The organism is Labilibaculum sp. DW002, assembly GCF_029029525.1.
GTDB classification, from domain to species: Bacteria; Bacteroidota; Bacteroidia; order Bacteroidales; family Marinifilaceae; genus Paralabilibaculum; species Paralabilibaculum antarcticum.
Genome location: NZ_JAKJSC010000003.1, coordinates 1 through 23,554 on the forward strand (window position 1 = coordinate 1; position 23,554 = coordinate 23,554).

The 23,554-nt window shown below is 34.8% G+C and carries 21 protein-coding genes; 8 read left to right on the top strand and 13 right to left on the bottom strand.

The window, feature by feature from the left end:
* Window positions 1–54 precede the first annotated feature (54 nt).
* From L3049_RS14370 to tssD (L3049_RS14400), 7 genes are all read right to left on the bottom strand, one after another.
* Complete coding sequence (locus L3049_RS14370; RefSeq protein WP_275110509.1) at window positions 55–3,378, bottom strand: toxin VasX; 3,324 nt, start codon at window positions 3,376–3,378, stop codon at window positions 55–57.
* 3 nt (window positions 3,379–3,381) lie between these two features.
* Complete coding sequence (locus L3049_RS14375; protein WP_275110510.1) at window positions 3,382–4,101, bottom strand: PAAR domain-containing protein; 720 nt, start codon at window positions 4,099–4,101, stop codon at window positions 3,382–3,384.
* A gap of 81 nt (window positions 4,102–4,182) precedes the next feature.
* Complete coding sequence (locus L3049_RS14380; RefSeq protein ID WP_275110511.1) at window positions 4,183–4,602, bottom strand: hypothetical protein; 420 nt, start codon at window positions 4,600–4,602, stop codon at window positions 4,183–4,185.
* Between the two features lie 26 nt (window positions 4,603–4,628).
* The gene (locus L3049_RS14385; RefSeq protein WP_275110512.1) at window positions 4,629–5,279 is read right to left on the bottom strand and encodes a hypothetical protein; all 651 of its coding nucleotides are present in this window, start codon (window positions 5,277–5,279) and stop codon (window positions 4,629–4,631) included.
* A 20-nt stretch (window positions 5,280–5,299) separates the two neighbouring features.
* The gene (locus L3049_RS14390) at window positions 5,300–7,132 is read right to left on the bottom strand and encodes a type VI secretion system Vgr family protein (protein WP_275110513.1); all 1,833 of its coding nucleotides are present in this window, start codon (window positions 7,130–7,132) and stop codon (window positions 5,300–5,302) included.
* Between the two features lie 147 nt (window positions 7,133–7,279).
* The gene (tssD, locus tag L3049_RS14395) at window positions 7,280–7,678 is read right to left on the bottom strand and encodes a type VI secretion system tube protein TssD (protein ID WP_275110514.1); all 399 of its coding nucleotides are present in this window, start codon (window positions 7,676–7,678) and stop codon (window positions 7,280–7,282) included.
* Between the two features lie 259 nt (window positions 7,679–7,937).
* On the bottom strand, window positions 7,938–8,324 hold the full coding sequence (gene tssD / locus L3049_RS14400; RefSeq protein WP_275110515.1) for a type VI secretion system tube protein TssD: 387 nt from the start codon (window positions 8,322–8,324) through the stop codon (window positions 7,938–7,940).
* 519 nt (window positions 8,325–8,843) lie between these two features.
* Here tssD (L3049_RS14400) and L3049_RS14405 point away from each other — a divergent pair.
* From L3049_RS14405 to L3049_RS14415, 3 genes are read left to right on the top strand one after another with little or no spacing between them, the layout of a single operon-like run.
* A complete protein-coding gene (locus L3049_RS14405; RefSeq protein ID WP_275110516.1) occupies window positions 8,844–9,428 on the top strand; it encodes an NlpC/P60 family protein in 585 nt (194 codons plus the stop codon).
* Window positions 9,418–10,332, top strand: coding sequence for a hypothetical protein (locus tag L3049_RS14410; RefSeq protein ID WP_275110517.1), 915 nt, complete (start codon window positions 9,418–9,420; stop codon window positions 10,330–10,332). The genes L3049_RS14405 and L3049_RS14410 overlap by 11 nt, the downstream gene beginning before the upstream one ends.
* A 15-nt stretch (window positions 10,333–10,347) precedes the next feature.
* Window positions 10,348–11,214 carry a TssN family type VI secretion system protein gene (locus L3049_RS14415; RefSeq protein ID WP_275110518.1) on the top strand — a complete coding sequence of 289 codons (867 nt, stop codon included), beginning with the start codon at window positions 10,348–10,350 and terminating at the stop codon, window positions 11,212–11,214.
* Between the two features lie 90 nt (window positions 11,215–11,304).
* On the opposite strand, the gene L3049_RS14420 is transcribed toward L3049_RS14415, so the two are convergent.
* From L3049_RS14420 to L3049_RS14430, 3 genes are all read right to left on the bottom strand, one after another.
* Entirely contained in the window at window positions 11,305–12,654 is a 1,350-nt protein-coding gene (locus L3049_RS14420; protein WP_275110519.1) for a DUF5458 family protein, read from the bottom strand.
* Between the two features lie 4 nt (window positions 12,655–12,658).
* Entirely contained in the window at window positions 12,659–13,111 is a 453-nt protein-coding gene (locus L3049_RS14425) for a hypothetical protein (RefSeq protein WP_275110520.1), read from the bottom strand.
* A 101-nt stretch (window positions 13,112–13,212) separates the two neighbouring features.
* Window positions 13,213–15,633 carry an AAA family ATPase gene (locus L3049_RS14430; RefSeq protein WP_275110521.1) on the bottom strand — a complete coding sequence of 807 codons (2,421 nt, stop codon included), beginning with the start codon at window positions 15,631–15,633 and terminating at the stop codon, window positions 13,213–13,215.
* Window positions 15,634–15,972: 339 nt separating this feature from the next.
* Between L3049_RS14430 and L3049_RS14435 the strand changes: the two genes are divergently transcribed.
* The 5 genes from L3049_RS14435 to tssO are packed head-to-tail and all read left to right on the top strand — an operon-like array spanning window position 15,973 to window position 20,878.
* A complete protein-coding gene (locus tag L3049_RS14435) occupies window positions 15,973–16,332 on the top strand; it encodes a GPW/gp25 family protein (RefSeq protein ID WP_275110522.1) in 360 nt (119 codons plus the stop codon).
* A 15-nt stretch (window positions 16,333–16,347) separates the two neighbouring features.
* Entirely contained in the window at window positions 16,348–18,147 is a 1,800-nt protein-coding gene (locus L3049_RS14440) for a hypothetical protein (protein WP_275110523.1), read from the top strand.
* Entirely contained in the window at window positions 18,147–19,175 is a 1,029-nt protein-coding gene (locus L3049_RS14445) for a PKD domain-containing protein (protein ID WP_275110524.1), read from the top strand. Before L3049_RS14440 ends, L3049_RS14445 begins: the two co-directional genes overlap by 1 nt.
* Window positions 19,172–20,326 carry a hypothetical protein gene (locus L3049_RS14450; RefSeq protein ID WP_275110525.1) on the top strand — a complete coding sequence of 385 codons (1,155 nt, stop codon included), beginning with the start codon at window positions 19,172–19,174 and terminating at the stop codon, window positions 20,324–20,326. The genes L3049_RS14445 and L3049_RS14450 overlap by 4 nt, the downstream gene beginning before the upstream one ends.
* A gap of 42 nt (window positions 20,327–20,368) precedes the next feature.
* Window positions 20,369–20,878 carry a type VI secretion system TssO gene (tssO, locus tag L3049_RS14455; RefSeq protein WP_275110526.1) on the top strand — a complete coding sequence of 170 codons (510 nt, stop codon included), beginning with the start codon at window positions 20,369–20,371 and terminating at the stop codon, window positions 20,876–20,878.
* Between the two features lie 124 nt (window positions 20,879–21,002).
* Here the strand turns inward: tssO and L3049_RS14460 are convergent, their stop codons facing one another.
* The 3 genes from L3049_RS14460 to L3049_RS14470 form a co-directional block, all read right to left on the bottom strand.
* Entirely contained in the window at window positions 21,003–21,896 is an 894-nt protein-coding gene (locus tag L3049_RS14460; protein ID WP_275110527.1) for a tetratricopeptide repeat protein, read from the bottom strand.
* Between the two features lie 133 nt (window positions 21,897–22,029).
* Window positions 22,030–22,524, bottom strand: a complete 495-nt coding sequence (locus tag L3049_RS14465) for a hypothetical protein (RefSeq protein ID WP_275110528.1) — start codon at window positions 22,522–22,524, stop codon at window positions 22,030–22,032.
* Window positions 22,525–22,756: 232 nt separating this feature from the next.
* The gene (locus L3049_RS14470) at window positions 22,757–23,440 is read right to left on the bottom strand and encodes a hypothetical protein (protein WP_275110529.1); all 684 of its coding nucleotides are present in this window, start codon (window positions 23,438–23,440) and stop codon (window positions 22,757–22,759) included.
* Window positions 23,441–23,554: the final 114 nt, after the last annotated feature.

Sequence of the window (23,554 nt, forward strand, 5' to 3'; positions counted from 1 at the left end):
CTTTGTTCTTGTGTTTGTATTTATGATGGGTAATTGGCCTATAATATTCTTTATTTACTTCCATGTATCTGCCTTTCTTAAATCATCCAATGGTAATATTTTCACCTTTTCAGTTTGTTCTTCTTTCATAAATAACAAGGTAATACCTACCCCAACATCTCCCAAGTCAAATTTAACGCCCATATGCCTTTCCTTATTGTTCAAAATCAAGGGAAAACCTGGGGCATTTTTATTAATTACCTGTAAGGCAAACAATACCTCGCTGGAAGTGCTTACCATATTCCTAACTTTGTTCGGTATTGTAAATTTCAATTTTAATTTACTTGGGTTATTATCAACTTGATTAATATTAATTAATGCTTTTTCAAGAGGTATTTCGTTACCGTTTTTAATTCCGCGTGGATACAAATACAACTTATAACCATCGTGCATATTACTATTTAGGTCTACAAACTGAAGAAAAGTCATTTCGAGCTCAAAAGCATAAAACTGCTGAGTAATGGAGGTACTAGGTACACTAACACCTCCTGGACCATAAGACGCGGGTGTTGTATAAGTATTACTTCTCTTTTCGGTAGGTTTAAAATTAATAAAAGGGCAAACTATAATATCGTATAAAGATATTAAAGCGTCTTGGGGTTCCATCCAAATTGCTTTTATATCTTCATTTGCATCATCCATTAACAATTCCTTATCCGCCAATATATCCTTTGAATACTCAACCGGAAACTTTTTATCCGAATTGGAAAAAGCCACTGCATCGCTTAATAAAAAATTTTTAAAATATTTTTCAAGGTCACTATCCTTTAATGTCGCCGCCAAAACAATAAATCCGGTACCCAGTAATGCCCCAATCCATCCTATTGGGCCAGCCACCGAACTAGTTGCCCAAATTAAGGGAATTAGGGTTGAAGCTGCAAACGTAACACCTGCAGCAGCATAAGCTATGGACGAATCCGTATCACGCACCTTCATAGCCTGGTATGAATCCGCAAAACAAATAGCAGCCGTTACACCTCCGCCTACAGCACCGAAAAACTTAACTTGTTTTCCTAAATTTAAAAGTTTTAATTCTTTCACATTGGTAACCATTTTAGCATTCTGCCTTACAAACGACATCCTTAACCTTGTGCCAGCCTCTGCTAAATCAGATCCAATCCCCGCAGCATTAACCAAGTTTTGTGCATTATAGTCATTAAATGCATCATTTACAGCCACACCAAAGTTTAATATTTGCAAACCTGTTAACACCCCATTAAATGCTTTACTATCCAATAATTGTCCGGCTTTTACGTTTTTATCGTTTTGCACCAATTGGTCAGGGGCTATTTCCGCTCCATTCTTTATCACTGGCATTTCAACAATATTGGCGCCTCGTTGCACCTGTTTAATTTCCACATCCGTAGAGCCATATAATATTCGGCTAACATCTTCTTTTCCCCTGTATTTTCCATACTTTACAAAATTAGGATCAAGAGTTGCCTCCATGGCATTTAGCCTCATATTTAGTTCCCCATTTCTAATTTCAAAGGAATGTTCCCCATATACATGAACATCTCTTTTTAATCGCTTAAATAGAAACTCTACCTTTTCGTTTACCGTTTTATAAGTGGTGCCATTGCGTGAATGGTATTTAAAATCGAATACACGTTTCTTTTGGGCATCCAACCTAATTTTATATACACTGGACAGTTTGGCACTTATATCGGTATAATTAACTTTGGTTAAAGCTGTAATATTTAATGCACCACTTAACAAGGCATACAATGGATCGGAACCAGTAAAACCCGGGGCTTTACTTTTTACAGAACTATTTTTTGATTCATCTGGCTCCTCGTAGGTGTCAGTGTAGTTATAAACAAAATCGTTCCACTTATCAACAGTACCAGGCTTTTCTTTTTCTAATAATAGGGCATTATCTACATCACTTGGACAAACCAACAAAGCATTCACCAACTGCATCAAGCCAGCCTTCCCATCTAAAGTACCCTCTGGGCAATTATGAAGGTAATCATCCAAACTTTTTTTTACATATTCCGAAGTAATAAAATCACCATATATATCCCTAAGAGTATTTAACTCATCCCTCAGTTCCTTACGCTCCGATACTCCAAGTATTCCCTCAACTTTTGCCCTATCAATACCATATCCAATAAACTCTGGATATATTCTATTAGGATCGCGTTGTTGGGTTGACTGCATGGCTTTTCCTAATTCCATATAGCCATTGCCATATCCTCCCACACTTCTTGAGTTAGCCTTCCTTATCTTATCCAATTCCTGCTGCTTTGCATATTCTCGCGGGTAATTGGTATCCGACATGTTCCACCCTGGAGCTCCTCCATCATATTTCTCAATATTTTCTTTATTTTCGTAAACCAACTTATAACAAGTTAACGCTAGCATAAATAAAGACTGATATTCACTATCAATTTGTATTGGCTCGTAAATTTCAGATTTATATCTTTCTTTTACTTCTTCTATAGTTTCTCCTGTTTGCAAGGCATCTACATAAGCTTTAAAATAAAGAAACTTCTCATCTAAATGATAGTATATATCTTTAGCACAAGCTAAAGGCGAATGCAAAGTGATAAACATATCCTCTTTAATGGATTGCGGATCTTTTTCAAGAGCAGCATTGTCATCAGCAATAATTTCTTTTAGTTTATTATTGAACCAAAATGGCTGCGCTTTATTCTCCGAGAAAAAAGCATTGTGAGTATTATCAAAAGGGGTAATAAAGTTTGTGCTACTTTCAGCTCCTCTTTCGAAACCAGTGCATTCCACTTTAACCATTCGTTCTTCTCGTCGTTGTGTATCGGTACGTATAAGCGTATGATAGTCAATGGACCATTGAACAGGAGAATAGGCAATCCATAGTACAGTACCTTTTTTAAAGGTTTTATCAGAAACAATTTTGCCTGACGATGTTCGGATATCAAGGTATTTACCATCAGAACTTTTATTATTTGCCCATAAAATAGAACTTAGATTTCCTAAATCATCTACTTCGTACTCGTACCAAAGATTCGGATTTCCTTCATCCATAATATACACATAGCCCGCATTCAAGTATGTTTTTGCATAAAAGAAACCTTCTACTGGTGGAACTCCCTCTGGAAAAACTTCTTCAATGGTTTCTGATTGTTGTCCTAGATGTCCACTAATTAATCGGTTAGGTTGCGATTGATCTTTTGCATTATTTGGAAATAGGCCATATCGGGAAAAATGCAAACGAATTCCAGGTTTAGTTGCTGTGAGTTTAGGCCCTACCACTTGCGGTGCACCTGCTCCCTCAACACAAACACTATATTCTGATAATTTATCTGTATGCTCCTTAACCTGATTTTCTTCTAACTGTAAATTTTCATCTGCCATAACTTAAGAATTTTCATTCTCTTCAGGATCTTCAATTTCCCAAATTACTTCTACTTCTTTATTGCTAACTATTCCTGTCAGTTCTACAATCTCTTCTTCCTGTTCTTCAGTTCCATCAGAATTTGGAACTAATTTTTTTACTTTAAATGTTACGCTCTCTCCATCATCTATATTTAGAACAGAAGCACGCAATGTAACTTCTTTAAGAATTTTTGATTCTCGTATAGTATTTTGTTCTTTCACCCACCTCACATTATATATCCTCGGCTCCACTTCCGCATCCCCCCTCTGGATTGCTTCAATATTTCCTTGGGCTTCTTGAAGATCTACCGTATCGCTGTTTAAGGCGGCACCAATATGGTCGAACAGACGAATTTCGGGAAAAGGTATTTGAGAAAGTGGCATGGTAGCTCTTGCATTTGGTTGAGCCACACTAACCATTACGTTTGGTTCGCCTGCAGTAATAGCACCACCATGAGCTGTTAAGTCACCTTGGCAAACTACTGGTACGCCATTAATGAGTACAAATGGATTGCCTTGAGCTACTACGTCGGGTGGACCAACACAAACACACATATCGCCCATAAGTGCTGCGGGTTTTCCATTAATTAAAACATTGGGTGCTCCAGGACCTGAAATAGGACCGCCAACATGTGGTACGGTTCCACTACACATCGGACACACGTGCATACTTCCCATTGTTGCTATTGGTTTTCCGGCCATAATTTTCTATTGTCTAAATAGTAGGTGTTAGTTTATTTGTATGGAAGACAGAGTTTTGGGCTTTTTCGTTGAAATATGAACTTAGAAACATGTAAACTTATGATACGAAATGCTACTTTTTGCAACTGTTGTTGAATCATCTAACACCTCATACCATATTGTAAAACGATAAGCCGAATCTAGCTCCCATGTAGCTTCTTTCATGTTAATAGTTCGCCGTGCACGTTCCTCCTCATTGTACATATCATATAAAAAAAGCCTAAATGGATTTATTCCTTCATTAACTGTGAAATCGTAACAGGTTAAGGGTTTCCCATATATAACAACTGATGAATCTAATGATAGATCAGTTATGTTGTCCTTATTAAATCTCTTTTGATATTCTTCTATCGTAGTATCCGAAATTGTCAACGGTACACTTTTAATTGTATCTTTTTCATTTCCTGTTGTTTGACATGAATATAAACTAAGTACAAATAAAAAAGCTAATAAGTTTCTCATTACTATATGTTAACACTATTAATTAATTAGAACCAATCAGAATGTTTAAATTCAGTATCTAAGATCATCATATTAAGCACAGCCAATACATAATCTAAATGACGATACCTTAGCTTCATTCCAAGATTCATCATGCTTGTTTTGTCATAATAATATTTGCTCTCTTCGCGATATTCATCCCAATGCATATTTTGAAAATCAGGAACATTCCCAATAGAATGACCAAACTCATGGGCTACAGTTACGTGATCAAAAGCCCCATAAGATCTAACAATGTCAATTTTTTTATAGTCCTGCTGTGTAAGCCAAATTTTTCTTTCAGCCCAACACATACGGCTATATGGAGCATTTGGATCGTTTACTTTTTTAGCATCAACGGTCCAATGCTGGTTACTCTTAACCCATTCAATATCAAAGTTTACTTGAAATAATTTATTCTTATTTCGTTTAACAAAGTCTGAATCTCCAAAAGCTTCCAAATCATAATAATTACCCCATATTCCCCAAATCTGTTTATCACATTTATGATGAAACTCTTTCTTTTCCATATAAGTCCATGGGCTGGTTCCTTCTTCGTTTAACCAGTTATATTTCCATCGTTGCTTAATTAGAATGGTATTTCGATATTCTTCAATATGAATATCCATTTCATCGGTGTATTTTGATATATAGTCCATTGCTTCAGCTGGATTATTTCTTACATGATTTCAATCTTCCCACTAGCACCTTGCACAGCTGTTATTTGTCCTTCAACGCTAACTTGCATTCCCGATAAGCCTGCTTCTGCTTGTCCCGAAACACTTGCATTTTGACCACTCATAGCGGCATCGGTTGTTGCAGCAAGCGTTAATGCAGCACTACTATTTACAGTAGTATCTCCAGTCGATTGAAGTGCTAAATTGCCTTCAGCCTGAATGTTTGCATCGGCTTGTGCCGCTACATCAATATTTTGCTGAGCAGCAATTTGGATATTTTCTTCGGCAGATATATTGATATTTTTGGCACTAATGTCAATGTTTTCAACAGAGCTAATCGTTAGTGATTTTGCTTGTGTGTCGAAAGTGATGATACTGCCTTCGTTATCGTAAATATTAATTTTTTCTTCACCTTCTAAATCATTTAATTCGATGGTATGTCCACTACGAGTACGTATGGCTTTAACATCATTGGTATCGCTTGCAAAACTTTCTGGCTTGGCAGCACCATGGTATAGAGCACCAATTACGAAAGGTTTTTCTGCATTTCCAGCTTCAAAACCAACCATTACTTCTTCTCCTATTTCTGGAATAAAATGGAATCCTTTTTCAACGCCACCATGCGGATGAGTCATTCGAATCCATGGTGATGGAGCAGTCAACTGCCAGCTAAACTGAACGCGTATTCTTCCCATACTTTGCGGATCGGCATTGTCTACAACCAAAGCGGTTTGTGTGTGGCATTGCGGAAAGAGCGACACATTTGTGTAGGGTGGATAAACAACATTTTCGGGAATTGCCTCGAAACTATTTTTGTAATCGCCCGACATTTGGCAGGTGTGCATTAGTTTGGTAACAATGAAAGTACCGTAAGGTGTTTCTCCATTGGCTGTTTTTTGTGCGATAGATATTAAACCTCCAATTTTAAGTCCTGGATTCATTGTACTTCCGGTTAAAACAACCATTCGGGCAACATTTGCTTCCCCTTGCTTTACAATCGAATTTTCCAATGCCTGATTTAAATCTCCATCGGCAGTATGCCTGTGAAAATCGACAATGGTTTCTTGTCCAAACATGGCTTCCGATTTTTCGGCCATAAAAGCATGATATCCTGGCAATTCTGTTCCTGCAGCAATCGAGCTTTCTAATTTTTCATTGGAATAGTAATCTCTTGTTACGTAGTTAAATGTTTTGGGATGCGTTTGCATTTTCAGGTTAAAATCGAGTAAGTCGATACCGTATTTTAAGGGTAGGGGCTCAGCACTTTCCGATCCGAAAATTATTTTTTGTCCATCGTAGTAGAACCATTCGCCAAAGCGAGATGCCAAATGACTTAAAAAGCCATAAGCACTTTGATTGTATTGTACGATATAAGGAAAAACATCTCTTGTTATGGGATTGATAGTTGGTGGCGTTTCAATTTGGTAGGATGCAGTTGCCAAACGAACAATTTCGGCCAGGTCTTTTTCTTCGTAACCAATGCAATGAGGTCCATCATCAAGTAAAATGGTAGGACTATAGCCTTTTATTCTGATGTGATCGCCAAGCGATGAAAATTCTGATTTTACCGATTCAGCTTCGGTAATAATTCCAACAAACTCACCTTCAGGAATCGTTGATCCTTCAGCAATATCAGTAATGAGAATTTCTATTTTTTGCCCAATAAAGGATTGTGTTTTATCGATGATGGCAGTGCCTTCTTCGGTAAATTGCTCCCACAATATGCTGATGTCAAAATGATGATGCGTGTTTATTCCTTGAATAATCTGTAAATCAAGAAAATTAGGATATTGCACACCATTTATTTTTATGACTGTATTTGTTTGCAGTGCCATGCTGTTAGAATTTTATCTAGTATATAAATTATTGGAATAGATTTCTTTCCGGAATTAATATTGCTTTAGGATCCTTTCTCTTTGAGAAATACGCTAAAATAAACTCAACACATTCATCGATATTATTTTAGGGGCTTTGCTTTCTTTTTAAGCTTCAGCATTCCAGTCGTTAACAACTGAAACATCTTCGAGAGTGATTTCACGTGCCGATAATTTCATTTTGGTAACCATCGGATGCGATCCTTCAGCATGAAAATATTCGTGATAGGAAACGCAAAGAGCATCTGTAAAATCGAGCCTTTTTAGTCGCGACATAGCATCGCGGCGGTAAAAAGTTACACTTCCACTTTTGCGTTTATCGGGCGAAGCCATCCAATCGAAGAATTCGGTACTAGATGTTGATTCCAATTCCAATTCAATAATTCCTCCACCAACAGGTTTTTGAGAAGCACGTCCGTTAACGGTAATCGATTGATCCATTCCAAAATGGCAATTAATTACTTTTGCTACAGAGTTGTCTATAATAAATTCAGCCAAAAATGACATATGGATAACGTTTTAGTATGGTTGAAAATCAGGCTTGTCCGTTTATTGATTAAGAACTTTTTAATTTGTAAACCGATAAACGGAGGCTGTAAAATGAAAAAATGAAGCTATCGCAAAATACGATAGCTTCTTTATCAGGATATTTTTATTCTTTTTTCAGATAATTCTATACTTTTACCTTATTGGGAATACGTGAAGGTATCCTGATAGTAGTTGAGAGGGACGACATTAGTATGTCGTCCCTCTTTCTTGAGTAAGATTATACCCACTCATTAACATGCTCACCGTTACCCATTTTAATTTCACGGGCAGAGATGGTAAACGATTCAGCCATTGCCATATTATCGAAGGCATTGAATTTTTCCTCATACTTTACAAGGTAACCTTCAGTAAACGACAATTCTTTCTGTTTAGCATCGGTATCGCGCTTTAAGAAAGTTACTGTGCCATCTTTTCTCTCGAAGTTGTTACACATCCATTCGAACATATCGGTATCACCAGTACTTTCTACTGTTAACATGACACGACCGCCACGAGTAACAGATGATGGACGACCTGTTGCATCAACTTCTTGAGTTAAATCGTAATTGCAGGATAAAACATTCATTGTTTTTCCACCTACGTTTAATTTCGCCTTAAATGACATAATAGTAAAATTTAATGTTAATAATAATAATAATACAATTGTGAAATTATGAATAGAATTTATAATTTCCAACAATGCATTGAGTAAAATTACTTGTTCGAGTAATGTTCATTAGAAATTAACATATAATATATTAGCTGTGTTCCTTTCAATAAAGAGCTTTCGTGGTTTTTGTAATTGTTATAAAATTTTATTAATTTTTTAATTTATATGGAATCATTGTAAATTAATAAGTTATGAAAGTATATTGATGTAGATTATTTTTTAAATTTTAATTTGCAATTCTTTTGTGAAAGCGTGTATTGATGAATATAAGCACAATTAGTCATTATTGTAGCTAAATAATTAATTGCAAGCAAGAAACATAAAAATGTCTATTTTACAGGACTTCTAGAAGCATTTGATAATTTAAGCAAAAAATTATGGTTTAATATTTTTACTTGGTAGTAATCTTTCATAATTTTGTTAGTGTGTTTTTATTCCATAATGGGAGTACATTAAACTTAGATTGAATATTCGATGCCTGTAAATAAGACTTCTATAAATAGAGAAAAACGATATGGGAATGCCATTATAGCAATTGGTCTGATCATTTATTTGAGCAGTTTGTTTTCTTGTGGATCAAAAAAAATAGTTCACAATACCATTTATAATGATGAACCTGCAATTGTAGCTTTAAAAGAAAAATATGCGGGAATTCTTCATGTTGAGAAGGATAAAATAAGTAATATTTCTCTTTATCAGGTAATTGATGAGTGGGAAACTGTTAAAGATTCAAATATGCTTAAGCTGGGATCTTTAAATATGAGTTTTGTCCAATATTTATATTATTTAAATCTTAAAACTAAATTACCGATAGGGATTAATGAGCTTTACAAAGGGCGTAAAACTTATTTATTTAATGATTGTCATTTTTTAGAAGAGGGCGATTTGGTTTTTTTTAAAGAAAAGTATCGAGCTGTTAAAGAGGTTGGTTTTTATTTAGATAATGATGTTTTTGTTGCTGCCGATGCAGGTGGAGACCTTTGTTTCCATCATTTACGGGATTCTATTTCCAAATTCCATGTGATTTCAAATGCTAAGATTATTAAGGATGGAAAATGAGAAAACCTTAGGGGATTTCGTGAAGGACATAAATGTGATGCCTTTTAATCTAAAAGCAGAGATAATCGCAAATCTATTGTTTGATCGTGGAGTTTCTTCTGAAAACCTGTTAATTCATTTAAATAGTGCTTTTAATCGCCCTTTTAGAAGGGATATTGAAAAGGCTCAATTGGGAATGAAAGAAGAGAGTGATCAGCTAAGTTTATTTCTTTCTCGAAATGGCATTTACGATTTGTTGCCGGAGGGAATTATTCACGAAAGAATTGAAGGAAAAGGGAAAGAGAATATACAACAACTAATTCAGATTCATCAAAAACAAAAGAAAGAAGAAAAAGAAGCGAGGAGTTTTTTTAAGCCGTTCGAAAATGAATTGTTTAGAGTTTTAGTTAAGATTGAGCAGCAAGAAGTAGGTTTGCTTAAAAATCAGGATCATCAATTTCAAAATTTTTTAATTCGATTTTGGGATATAGATCCAGATATTACGGAAGGTCAAAAACAATTTCTCCTTAAGCTTGCTCCTTTGGCCTATTCTTTAAAGGGAAATATTGCCAAGATGTGTAAAGTGTTACAAGTATTCTTGGAGAAATCGGTTTCTTATAATAGAGAGTTGATCTGTATAAGAAGTGATGATAGAGAAGTGAATAAGGAAATTATTTTGGGGCGGAATTTTATAGTTGGAAATTCAACAGAAGAGCTTCCTATGATTAAGTTTCAGATCGATGGAATTGAGGATGATGAGGTTAAGGATTACTTGGAAGGTGGTTCTATGCATAAGTTTATTGTAGAGTTTCTGGAGTATTTATTGCCAGCAGAATATGAGTTCGAGATTAAGTGTAAAACGGATCTGGAATATGCAACTACAGGCTATGGTGTGCTTGGCTATTCGTCCGTATTAAATTCCTAAAAACAGATTAGAGTTATGATATTAAAAAGTTTATTAGCTGGGGATATTAATGCGATCTCTATCCTGTTTATTTTTTTTGGAGCGATGTTTTTTGCTTTTGCAAAGAGCTTAAAGAAGTTATTTTCGCACGATAGGAAGAAGATGATTCTATATTTGTTAGTTGCAGCACTAGCATATGCAGTTTGTTCTTTGTTTACCATTCAAAATCTAATGTTTTACGGAATAACATCGAACTACATCGCAATTATGGTGATGAGTTTGTTGTTTGGGAGTTTAATGATCATGGCTTTGGAAAAGTATTTCGAATGGCCAGATAAGTTGAAGTGGCTGGCGCAACTAATGTTAATACTTGTTAGTGTGTTAATTGGCTTTGTTGTATTTGTTCAGATTGCCGGTCGATTTGGTGTTGTTGGAATGCATTATTTCTTTTCAACAGCAACAATTGGTGTTATTTTTCCATGGTTATTTCTTCATTTGTTTAATAGTGCAATGGATATTCCTTTGGCTATTTACAAGAAGTGGGAGTATCCGATTAATAAAAAGTACGTAAGACCAGATCATGAAGATTTAAAAAACCCATATATCATTACGCTAGAGTTTTTTAAGTCGAAAGAAGCTGAGTTTATTTCAAGATTTAGAGTTCGCGCTCCAGAGAATATGGATTTTGGAATGTTCTTCTATCATTTCATTAATGATTACAATCAGAAGCATCCTGAGGAGTTGATACATTACGGTGCAAAGGAAGAAAAATTACAGAGTTGGATCTTTTATCGTAGACCACGCTTTATTGGAAGATGGAAACAAGTGAATACAGAGCAAACAGTATTTAGAAATAACATTAAAGAAAACAATGTAATTGTGTGCCAGAGGTTGAGTGATTAATATTGTTTTTTAACAAATAGGATATAACAAAACAGGCTTGCTATTTATTTAGCAAGCCTGTTTTTGTTATGGTCTCATAAATTAGATGAGTTAATCTTGTTCGTATTCGCTATCCCATTCGTTTCCATCATCTCCTTTTTGTCCTTCCATTTTTATTAGGAAGTTCTTAGCCGGAAAATATGGCTTCATATGAATATCAAGATGAACGCGATCTTTTTGAATTGGATCTTGTTCGAAGCGTTTGATGGTGAAATTTTCAATTAATTTGTCAGGACCTGATATGGTATCCAAAAATTGAATGATCTGCTTTAATAGCTCTTTACGTGTTTTTGCATTGAAATTTTCAAAAGCTCTGCGGTTTAAGAAATCCATCATAACCTTGGTTACGTAATCGAATACTCTAACAACCGAATAGGTTTGAAGACCTAGGTTGGCACCATTAAAAAGGGTTTTAGCTGAAAAAGCCATTACTTTTCCATACTCGTTAACCATTGGGATTAAGCCCATTTTTTCAAGGCTAGAAATTTCGCTTTTACGAAGGTCAAATTTCACACCTTGTACTTCGTTAATTCCTCCAAACTTTTTACCTGCAGTTACCTGCGACATAAGTGTTTGATAAACTTTACCAGCTAATGCTCCAGCAGGTGGAACGTAAAGATCGTCATCTTCGTTTAGTTCGTCAAATTTGCCGCGGCCAACAAGCCAGTTACAGGTCATCATTACATTGGAGCGAAACATATCACCACCAGTAAGATTTGCTGCACTAAACATCTCCATAACATCGTCAGCTTCGTCCAAATGTTCAAAATCGGTTACCATCATTACTTTGTTGTCGTAAGCGATTTTTCCCCACTTTTCAATTAGCATGTTTGAACCAAGGTAACCTGGCAATACCATTAAGCCATAGTTGTCGCTAAGGTCAAGTCGATCGTAAGTATTTTTTATTTCGGAGGATACTGCATCGATGAAACGTGTGTTGTCCAAATCTTTTATTTGATCTGGATCGGCATTCATAATGGAAATGTTGTTCACCTTATCCAATTCTGAATTTTTGTAGAATAAGGCAGTGCTTCGATATGATCTTTCTAAGTCTCTGGTTTGTTCAACAACAGTACTTAGGTTTTTCTTAAGTGTTTGAGCGGTTTCAGTAGCTTTCTCTTTGCTGCTGTCAATCATCTCATTAAGATCGTTTGAGCTGTTGATTGCTTCAGACCATATTTCAAGAGTTCTCTTTAATTGTTCGCGCTCTTCTTTTTTTGTATTTTCAGTAAAGAAGATTTTTTTTCTAGCCTTGCGTTCAGGGTTCATGTTTTGAACTCCTTCTATTGCAGTTTCAAGCAGATCAAAACCACCATATTTAGCTAGTGTGTTAAGATTTTCTTCTAATGGCAGATCGTTAGTTGCTAACGAATTTGCGACTTGTTCTTTATTTTGTATCATCGTGTTATCTCTCCAATTCGTTTAATTCTTCAATTAATCCACTAATAGCAGCAGAAAGGGCAGCTTTCGCTTCAGGATCGGTAAGTGCAGCTTTAAGAATTTTATTTGTTTTTAGCTGTTTAATGATTTTATTGTGTTGTTCTTTTTCAGTGGTTAGACTTTTAAGGAACTCGCTTTGCGCTGTTATGCCTTTAATGCCAAAATCACCTAAATTTTTAAATCCAAGCGTTTCTTTTTGACTAGTTCCTTCTGAGGTTTCAAAATCCACTTCAATTTGTGGTTTGTAGTGTTGAAAAACTTCTTCCACAGTATTAAGTCCCTTTATGATGTCTGGTTTGATAGGAGCATCGTAAGTTAACTTTTCAATTAAAAGAGTTTTGTTTTGTGGAATTTCCTGGATAGCCTCACCGGCATCTAATTTTACTTCTGATCCACCAAGCTCAAAATTTCCGTTCATGCTTTGTATTTTTTAAATGTTTATTAATAGGTTTCTATCGTAAAATATAATTGTCGGATTTGCAGAGGCGTTGAATTACGCTTCTTTAAAATCCAGCTGTTTTATTTAACTTTTAGTTTTAATGTATTTTTCTTGTCGAACGATACTGTTACTTTTTGTCCTGATTTAAGCTCATTACCTATAATCATTCGTGAGAGAGGTGTTCGAAGTCGAGTTCGAATAATGTTGCGAAGAGGGCGAGCTCCGTACTGAGGAGAATATCCTTCTGCAGCAAGTTTTTCTCTTGTTTTGTTATTGATTTCCAATTCTATATCCTGTTGTTTAAGTGCTTCGGTAAGCTCCTTAAGTTGTAGGTTGAAAATCTTGGTAATATTTTCTTTTGTTATTGGGGCGAAGGGCACTATTCCAGTTAGTCTACCTAGGAATTCAGGGCGAAAATGATTTGCCATGTTTTCCATTAGTTTGTCTGAAGCGGGCAGTGTTTGGTTTTCACCAAATTGATCAACAATAGATTGACTGCCGATATTCGATGTGAAAAGGATAACTGCATTTGAAAAATCACCGGTTTTTCCTAGTCGATCGTGTATGGTTCCTTCGTCAAGTATTTGAAGGAATATGTCGAAAACTGAAGGGTGAGCTTTTTCGATCTCATCAAAAAGAACAACAGAATAAGGTTCTTGCCTGATTTTATTTACAAGCATACCTCCTTCTTCATAGCCAACATATCCCGGAGGCGCTCCGTATAATAAAGCTGCAGAATGCTCTTCTTTAAATTCAGACATGTCAAATCGAATTAAAGAAGCTGAAGACTGAAATAGAAAGTTTGCCAATTGTTTTCCCAATTCTGTTTTCCCTGTTCCTGTAGGGCCTAAAAAGAAAAATGAGCCGATTGGTTGCCCTGGTCTGTTAAGTCCTGAGCGTGATTCTAGGATGGATTCACAAACCGCAGTTACTGCCTGATCTTGACCAATTACAGAAGATTTTAATGTATCCTCCATGCCTAATAGTCGATCGCGTTCGCGAGTCATGATCTTACCAACAGGAATTCCACTTACTCTGGCAACAGTAGTTGCTAAATTGTGAAAATTTATTTTGTCCGATTGGGTTGATATTTCATGTCGTAAAAGATCGATCATGTTTCGACAGTTTTCAGTCGTAACAATTACATCACTCGATTCGTCTTGCGGTTGACCAATATAAGTAAGGAATTTTCGAAGTCCTGCATCAGCAAGACCAATATCATTAGATTCGCAATTTGTTGCTTCTAGTTGTTTTTCTAATTGATCAATTTCACTTGGTAATGTGTCCATTTGAGCACGTGTACCTGCCATTGTTCTATCAATAAGGTCAATGGCTGAATCTGGTAGTTTTCTTTCGCTAAAGTGACGAGAGGCAAGAGTAACCGCTTCTGCAATTTGATCCAAATGGATTGTTAGTTTATGATGATCTTGAAGTTGAGAGATGGCACTTTCCGTCATTTCAATTGCATGAGCACTATCTGGTTCTTCTATGTTTACATGTTCAAAAAGCCTTTTTAAAGCACTGTCACCATCAATTAATTTACGAAAAGAATCGTTCGGAATCGTCGCAATAAGTACAAAGTAGCCTTTGTTAAGTTCCGATTTTAGTAGGTGAATAACACCTGTATTTCCAGATTTGTCGTCAATTAAGGTTTGTAGGTCATCTAAAAATAAAATTGGACGCTTAAGCTGTTCTAGTTGCTTGAAAACTTTACGAAGGCGATCTTCAATTTCTCCTTTATAGGTTGCTCCGGCTAGAATGTTTTCCAGTTGAAGCTTAAATACTTTTGACTGAGTTAAAAGTTCGGGAGCTTTGCCTTGTGAAACAATTGTAGCTAAGCCATTTATGATTACAGATTTGCCAACTCCAGATTCTCCTGTAATAAGTACGTGAGGTTTGGTGAATCGGCCAATTGTCTCAGTGATATTTAATAGTTCCTGATCTCTGGCTACTACTGGAGAGAGCTGGTTATTTTTTGCTAAAAGGCTTAAGTCAGTTAGGTACTCAAACTCACTTTTTATTTCTTTTGTATTCGTTTTGTTTGATGTTGCTTTACTTTCGCTAGAGAATTTGCTAAGTAATTGATCGCGTTGAAGTGGAAAAGTTTTTAGCTGATCGAAAGTAAATCCTACACCGGGCGTTGTAAGTGCTGTAAGTACGCTTAAAGAGGTAAGTTCATCTTGTTCCGATAGTAAATTGATTTCTTCTGCTTCCTGAAAAATATTATCTACGCCATCATCGGCAGGAATCGGATTGGACAATTTTGTTCCTTTTGGATAGCCTTCCATTCGTACTTCAGCCCATTCTTCCATATAATAAACATCAATATCCATAGAAAATAGTTCTTCACGGATACCGCTGTCTTTGTGTAATAGTCCTTTTAATAAGTGAGCAGGGGAAAAGCAAGGATTGCTATATTCTTTGGCGCAAGATTGAGCTACTATGATGGCATTTTTGATCTCTTCAGATAATTTTAATAAGCCATTTTCGATTTCTACCATGTTAAGTTTTATAATTTAACAATATGTATAAATAAGGCTTGTAATTTAAGGCCTTATAGATCATAAAGTTTTAATATTTTAATTAATCAAGCATAACAAATATAATTATTATATTTTATTAAGTTATTTATTAGAATATTTTTTAGTTAAATAAAAATGGAAGTATTTAATTTTTTTGATAAATTCGTAATTTCTTTACTGTTTGATAATCTATAATTAAAGCTTGTTTGGTTGAGTTAATAGTTTTGTGTCAATAATGATATTTAGAGTAAGATGTACTATACGTTGCCATTGAAGTTTGGGAAGTTATGTGAAAAAAAAGATCATGAACATTGTTCATTGAAAGAATCGATATCTCAAAACTTGTATTTAATAATAACAACTGCTTTAGGGGATTGTTTGTATGATGAAACCTTCGGTTGTTCCATATGGGATAGTGACTTTGATAATAAAGTTAATGATAGTAGGTTGAAAGAAGAAATCAAATCAGGATTATGTTTATCGATTAAAAATCATGAAAGCAGATTGGATGATTTGGGTGTAGAAATAAGCTTCTCGCAAGCTTTAATTGGTGTTGGAGAGAATGTAACTAGCATGAAAAAGAAGTTGGATTTGATCGTGACTGGGAAATTATCACAAACGGATGAACCTTTTGCATTCTCAGGGTACTTTTTCATGGGACCATTGTCCTATTATTAAATTGATTAGAAGTAGATGGAGCATAAAGAGCTAATAAAAGAGAGGATGTTGAGGCAGGCATCACGCATGTGGGCCATTGATGAGGTGTATGATGAATCCTCTTTTGATCCTTTGGTAAGAATATTAATTTCGGCACTTGCAGCAGAAACTGAATCGATCTATCATGAAATGGATCAGGTACAGGATCGTGTCGCCCAAAAATTAATGAATCAGTTGATTCCTCATATCCATGGAGGTGTACAACCGGGTTATTCTGTTGCCATAATTAATCCAACAGATTCAGTTGCAAGCTTACCTGCCAATTATAAATTTTTAAGTAGGGTTCGGAATGAGTTTGACGCGCTTCGGGAAATGCAATTTATTTCACTGCAGGAGGCCTTCCTTTTTAAAGGAGGCATTAAGTATATGCTTTCTAATTCTGCGTATTATCAAATGACAGACTATCGCTTTAAGTCTCGGATTGAATCTGAAGTTCTTAAAGATATTTCTGTTGAAAAAAATGATGTACTGCTAGGGATTGAGATACCAGAAAATAAGGAAGGATTAAACAAGTTTCGTTTGTTTTTCGATTCGAAAGAAAACAGCGTGATTAGAGATACTTTTTATCGACAATTAAAAAATGCAAAATTCTATTTTAATGATGAGAGGTTAGATGTTGACTTTGGTTTATTGAGCGAAGAAGATGATGAGTTATCAGTTGACTGGGGAAGCTCGAATAGTGAACTTGTAGGAATTAAAAAAAGAGTACTATCCTATTACAATAGGCAATTTGTAAAAATAACAAGACCTCTGGGCTCAGAAGCAGATTTTAGTGCCAATGGTTCCCAAAACGAAGGAAATATTTGTTGGTTGAGAATCTGTTTTAATGAGGATTTTGATTCGGGAATATTATCGTCGGTTAATTGTTTTGCAAATGCCATTCCGGTTGTAAATCTTACCGAACGAGAGAAAGTTTTTAAGAGTAGTGAAAACTTATCAGTAATTAGTTTGCAGGATGAGGAAGCTTTCTTTGCTCTGGATGTGGTGGAAGGTGATGATGGAGTTGTTTATGAAGAGTACGGAGTGCAAAATGGAGGCGAATGGGAAAATGGAACTTTCTTATTGCGTAGAGATGGAGTTGCAGGTATGTCGACAGAAAATGCTAACGAAGCTATTAATTTCTTAATCGGAAAATTAAGGAATGAGAGTGCTGCATTTGCAATGCTCGATAATGGTAAGTTCTCCGATGACCTAAAAGTACTTGGTCAAATTGTTTCCCGTTTGCAACAGTCGGTAACTCAAAAGAAAAGATATCATAGTCCTGTGTATATGTTTCTTAAGTATAGAGAAATTGCTGATACAATTTTTGTGAAATATTATACTACCGCAGGAAAGGTTTTGAAAGGAATAAAACCGAATACGCCAATATTGCCATATAAAGGGGTGTCCATTCAACAAACGGGAGGTTATTTTATTACTCCTATGGTGGGTGCTAGAAATGTTTTAAACTCCGATGAGCAATTGTATAACAATAGATATATGATGTTGTCGGGAGGGCGAATTGTTACCAAAAAGGATATTAAATCTTTGGTGTATAATATTTTTGGCGAGATCGTTGAACAGATTGATATTGAAAAAGGATTGATGGAGAGTGAAGATTCTCATACTGGTTTTGTAAGAACCATTGATATAAAATTAAATATCAATCGGGAATTAAGCGAAGATGATGCAATAGTGTTTGAAGGACGCGAAGTTTTGCATGTTTTGGAGGAAAGAGGAAGTAATATTTATCCTTACTGTTTATTTATTAATGGAATGCAAATATTCAAACAATAATGGCAAAAAATACTGTTGAACCTCGTCAGTTTAGGATTGACTCAATGATTTCTAATTTTTTCATAATTCTTTTAATCCCTTTGGCCGCAGCAGTGGGATTTAAATACTATGAATATCAAGCTCCACCCGAAGTGAGTTTTGATGTCTTAGGAGATGATCACATGGAGAATGAAATGTTGAAGTTTCGGAACAATACAGCAGGTGATCATTCTTATGAGTGGAATTTTGGAGATAGTACAGAACTAGTTCAGGAAAAGTCACCAATACATACATTTACGAAGCATGGCGATTATATGGTTAGCCTTACTGTAGATGGCCAGTATGAGTTTCAGGAAGTAGTTCATGTGGGGCAGATAAAGAAGGAAAAGCCTATGGTTATAATTCCAAGAATTGCTGGCCCTAAAAGAATGTATGTTGGAGCCTCGGCTTTTTTCACTTGTAGTACAAAAGGGGGAAGCTCATGGGCATGGCGACTAAATGGTTCTAGTAAGGTATATTCTAAAAAGAAATCTGTTAAATTTTCATTTTCAAAACCTGGTTATAAAACAATTAGTTTGGTTGTTGATGGGAATAACGAGTTTACTGCTCAGAAGAAAGTGTATGTTCGGGTTAAGCCAAGTGAGAAACATAAAATTACAGAGAGTAATAATTCAATTGTCAAAAAGGAAGAGGATTATATTCCAGAGACTCCAGAGGTATACGATATCTTTAAAAGTATTGAAAAAGAAAATGCAAGTAAAAAAGACGAATCATTGCCTGATGATGCGGAACTTACAGCGATGTTTTTGAAGATTGCTAAAGGAGGTGGAGACAAAGAGAAATTCATGAAGTATTTCTATGATAACAATAAAAACCTGATGGTAAAGTGCAATGGAGATCTGATAACATTCGAAAAGTTGGTAAAGGATGTTGAAGGAAAAAACATTGTATTAAAGGAATTTTCTACGATAAGAAAAAATAGTACCAAAATTATGACAGTTACTATTCGCTACAAGAAAAAAAGAGGGTTTAAAAACGATTTGCTATGATAAACGAAAATGAAATGCATTTGCCTGTGAACTGGGTAGATGGTATGAATATTAATAAAAAACATTTTATTGCCCAAGAAAACTCATTTGTTAAGAACAGTATGGGTTTGGCTAATTTATCTGTATCTCCTTTAAGTTTTGGACTGGTTAGGAGTGAGGCAGATTTTTTATGGATGGATATAGATAATGACCTACAGCTTTTGGTAAATTTTAAGCCTGTGGATGTTATTTTTCCAAGTGGCTTTCAATATCGTATTGTAGACGGAAAAGAATTTAAAAAGGAGTTTACGTGTGATTTGCCGAATACTGAAAGTGATGCTGTGTATTATGTTGTTTTGTCGGTAGATCCATTTTCACGCCAGCCAATTGGAATGGCCGATGTAGCAGAAAGCCCAATTCGAAAGCCTTTTGTGACATCAGAAATGAAAATTTCTATTGTGGAAGAGAATGAATTGTCTGAGATGTTATTAGGGCTTAATCATTTAGTAATTGGTAGAATAACAAAGTTCGAAGCAACTTGGACTGTTGATACGGATTATATCATTGCATCAACTTTTGTATCATCGAACCAAAACTTGTTTGATGTTTATAAAAAAGTGGAAATTTACCTTAGCTCAATAGAGAGATTTTCGTCTTCGATTATTAATAAAATCCGCTTAAAGAAACAAGATAACCCACTGGCAAAAGCATTAAATGAAATTTGTTGCAAGTTGTTAGATTTTATGAGCGTTAGCTTATCGAAATATAGAATTTCGACACCATATGGTGCACCTGTTGAAATGGTGATATTGGTGATGGACCTGGCTCGTATTGTGAAAAATTCACTAGATGGATGGCAAGGCTGCGGTAGAGATGAGTTTATGACCTACATTTCAGATTGGTGTAACATTAATGAAGCTGAATTTGAAGATGCATTAAGTCAGGTTATTAAACATCGTTACGACCATAATAAGATAGATTTTTCGGTAGAGAAAATAGTAAGCTTGCTTAGTTTGTTAGAGCAGATGCTACATACTCTTTCTGGTTTAGATTATATCGGTAAAAAAATAGAAACAGACCTATTTGTTAAGGAGGAGACACTGATGGAAGAGGAGATTGAGGGAAGTACTACAGCAAAGAAAAAAAGACCATTCTTTTTTGGTAAAGAGTAGTGTTACGTAATTTGAGTATAAAAAAGTAAAGCTTATTATAATATGAAATCACTTAATGTAAAGCAACGAAGAAAGGCATTTATTAGCTTTCTTTTCTTATTTCTACTAACGTCTTCCTTGGTTGTTGTTATCGTGTTCTTTAATCTAAAAGTTCCTGAAAAGGAAAATAGATATCTTCATAATAGACTTGAGTATCTAAGTTTGGAAGAAAAAAACACAAATCTTTTTGGCGAAAAGATGGATAAGGTAAAAAACTTGATTGATTCCATTGAAATAAAGGGGACCAATATAGAATTTACAGATCAGTTGATTTCCACAGAATTAGCGATAATGAGAAGCAAATTTGTTGCAGAAGACAGCACTTCTCATGTTGGCATGTACAATAATATTATTCTTACTTATCTTGAATTAAAGGAGGCAAAAATTGAATTGCTTAATTTGGAGGATGCTAAAACAGATATTGAATCTTATATCAAGATAATAGAAGAATTGAAAGAGAAGTTAGAAGCAAAACAAAGAGATTTAGATATTTATCGGCACAATGCGAAATAGTCTGAAGTCATTTTAAAGCATAAAAAAACACCTAATGGCAATATTAGGTGTTTTTTTTGTTGTGGGTAAATTGCTTATTCTGGGCTGTGAAAAAATCAGAATAACTTACACACTTTATGTGGTACTACTGATTTTCCGCTACTACTTTTTTAGCATTTTTGTTGTCAGGATTTAATTCTAAAGATTTCCGATAAGCCTTAACTGCCTTCTCTTTGTCTCCTAAATCTAACAGGCATTCACCGTAACTATCAAACGTATTAAAACTATTTGGGTACAATTCTGTATTTAGTTTAAAGATCTTTAATGCCTCTTCTTTTTTACCTTGTCTAATGAGCTGATAGCCGAAATTGTTCATCCAATTCTCACGCAAATCGTATGGGGAGTTCTTAATTTCAATTTGCTTGACAATTTGTACTATTTCATCAATGGTTTTTCCTTCCTCTAGCAATTCTGTTAGTTTTTTTCGATTCAAATTTTTTATTTTCTCTCTTTGCTCGGCTAAAGTTTCAACCTTGCATTCGATTCTTTCGGCGTCAGTAATTTTTGTTGAGTCCATTTTTTCTCTCACAACAATTTTATTGTCTAATCTCTTGTATTGCGTACCATAAATTTGAGGTTTATTTGTACTCAACAAATATCTGTCAGTCGCTACAGCCAGGAACCATTTGTTTATTGTTGAATCCAATTCTATCGCTTTGGTTATTAGTTTTACTGCCATTCCATAGGCAACAGAGTCTTCTCCATGATGAAAAATTAATGCCGCATTATTGTAGTCCTTTGATGTACGTACTTTATTTGAATCTAATAATTCATAGACTCTTGCTTCCCTTATGCTATCGTTTTTTTGTACAATATTCCAATCGATATGATTTGTTCGATCTGCTTGGTCATTTTTAAACATCTCAACCAGTTCGGCATTATCTGCAATATTCTCTTGGGTTAGGTTCGTCGTTTTGCTATTCATAGAGTCGCAGGAAATGAATCCAATAATTGTTGCTAGTAAAATAAAGTTTTTCATGGGTTTATTAGGGTTTAAGTTTCTCGTTTATAAAGCTCAACGTTCTTGCTGATTTTTTTGGGCTCCCGATAGCTATCGGGATCAAACTACTCATCAACGCCTAGGATAATTTTGCTTTTGTTAGCAATAGTATTTATTCCATTTTCTTAAAATCATTCAGTCCAATTTGATGAATCATATAAGGCCACATTTCTGTACCTTTTGCTCCTGAGAATGTCCCAACATTTGATGTTCCTTTAAACTCTCCATTTTCATCAGTTTGAATATCTGAATTGTATGTTAAAGAATATTCAGTCCTGTTTTTCATCAATAAAAGGACTTTCATGTTTTTTTCTTTTTCTTCTTGAGAATCACCACTTGTTGATAAACAAAAATAAAATTCTATAGTTCCTTTTTGTCCATTCTCTTTAAAAATAGAGTCATTTTCCCACGTATCAATTATCTCCTGAAATGGTTCATATTCTATAATCGAGTAGTCAAATTTTGTTGAGTCAATAGGATGTAACTTAATAGTGAATTTACTACCAATTGGAAATGCATATCCATTTGCTGGTTCTGTAGGTAATTCTTGAGAATAACCTATCATGTTTATCGCAATTAAGGTTAATATTAAAAGTATGTTCTTCATATTTATTGAATTTCTGTTGGTTCTATATTATTGCTAACAATCTTGCTAAAATTTTGTGGGCGATTTAATGAGATTTCCTTATCAGTGCGCACCGAAATAAGCCGAGTAAATTTGTTTATATTTTGAACAAACCAATTTTAATTGGCTTGCTGGTTTTTCTTAATTGTACGAAACTTTCAACTGGCTCATCAGTGCCCATGACAATTTAGCTTTTGTTAGCAGCTTTAAATTTTCACAAGGTCACATTCTTAAATCTTTTTAATTTGGGCTGTTTAAATATTTTGTCCTTTAAAGATTCCTTAGATACTTTGACTGCAGTGAATACTTCATTATAAAATACATCTTTACCTGATTTTATAATTTTCAATGGGAGTGCTCCACATTCGTATATATATTTTAGAAACCGATAAGAATCATTTTTAAGATATTTTGTGTCTAATTTATAGTCTCTTGAAAAATATACTGTTGTTGTCCTAAAAGGCTTTATACTTGTTGTTATTGTTATTGAATGGCATTTATGCCCTAATACATTTATTGTGTCGTTAATATTCTCTGTGACAGGCATTGATCTCTGAAAATATTCCTCAATGTTATACTCTTGATATATTTTATTCTCCCAATTCATAAATCGAATAGCACATCTCGAATTCGGATTGTAGTAATCTATAGTGTGGAGTTTTTTCTTATTTCCATAATGAGTTGCCAATTTGTATTGATTTTGCCTTATATATAAAACAGATGTTGCTAGTGGATTAACAAAATATGCTTTAAATTCTTTTTCTGTTATTTTTTCAGGATTAGCATTTTCTATTGCCTTTTGGTATACGATTTTGCCTTCAAAACCTTGTGCATTTACACTATTTGAAAGTCTAAATAAAAGAGTGCTAAATGTTAAAAGTAAAAATAGGTTTCTCACTGTCTTGTTTTTTATTGCTGCTAACGGGCTTGCTAAGTTTCGTGGGCGATTAAAAGATTAATCTTATCAATGCCCCAAATAAGCAAGCCGAGTGAAATTGTTTATATTTTAGCA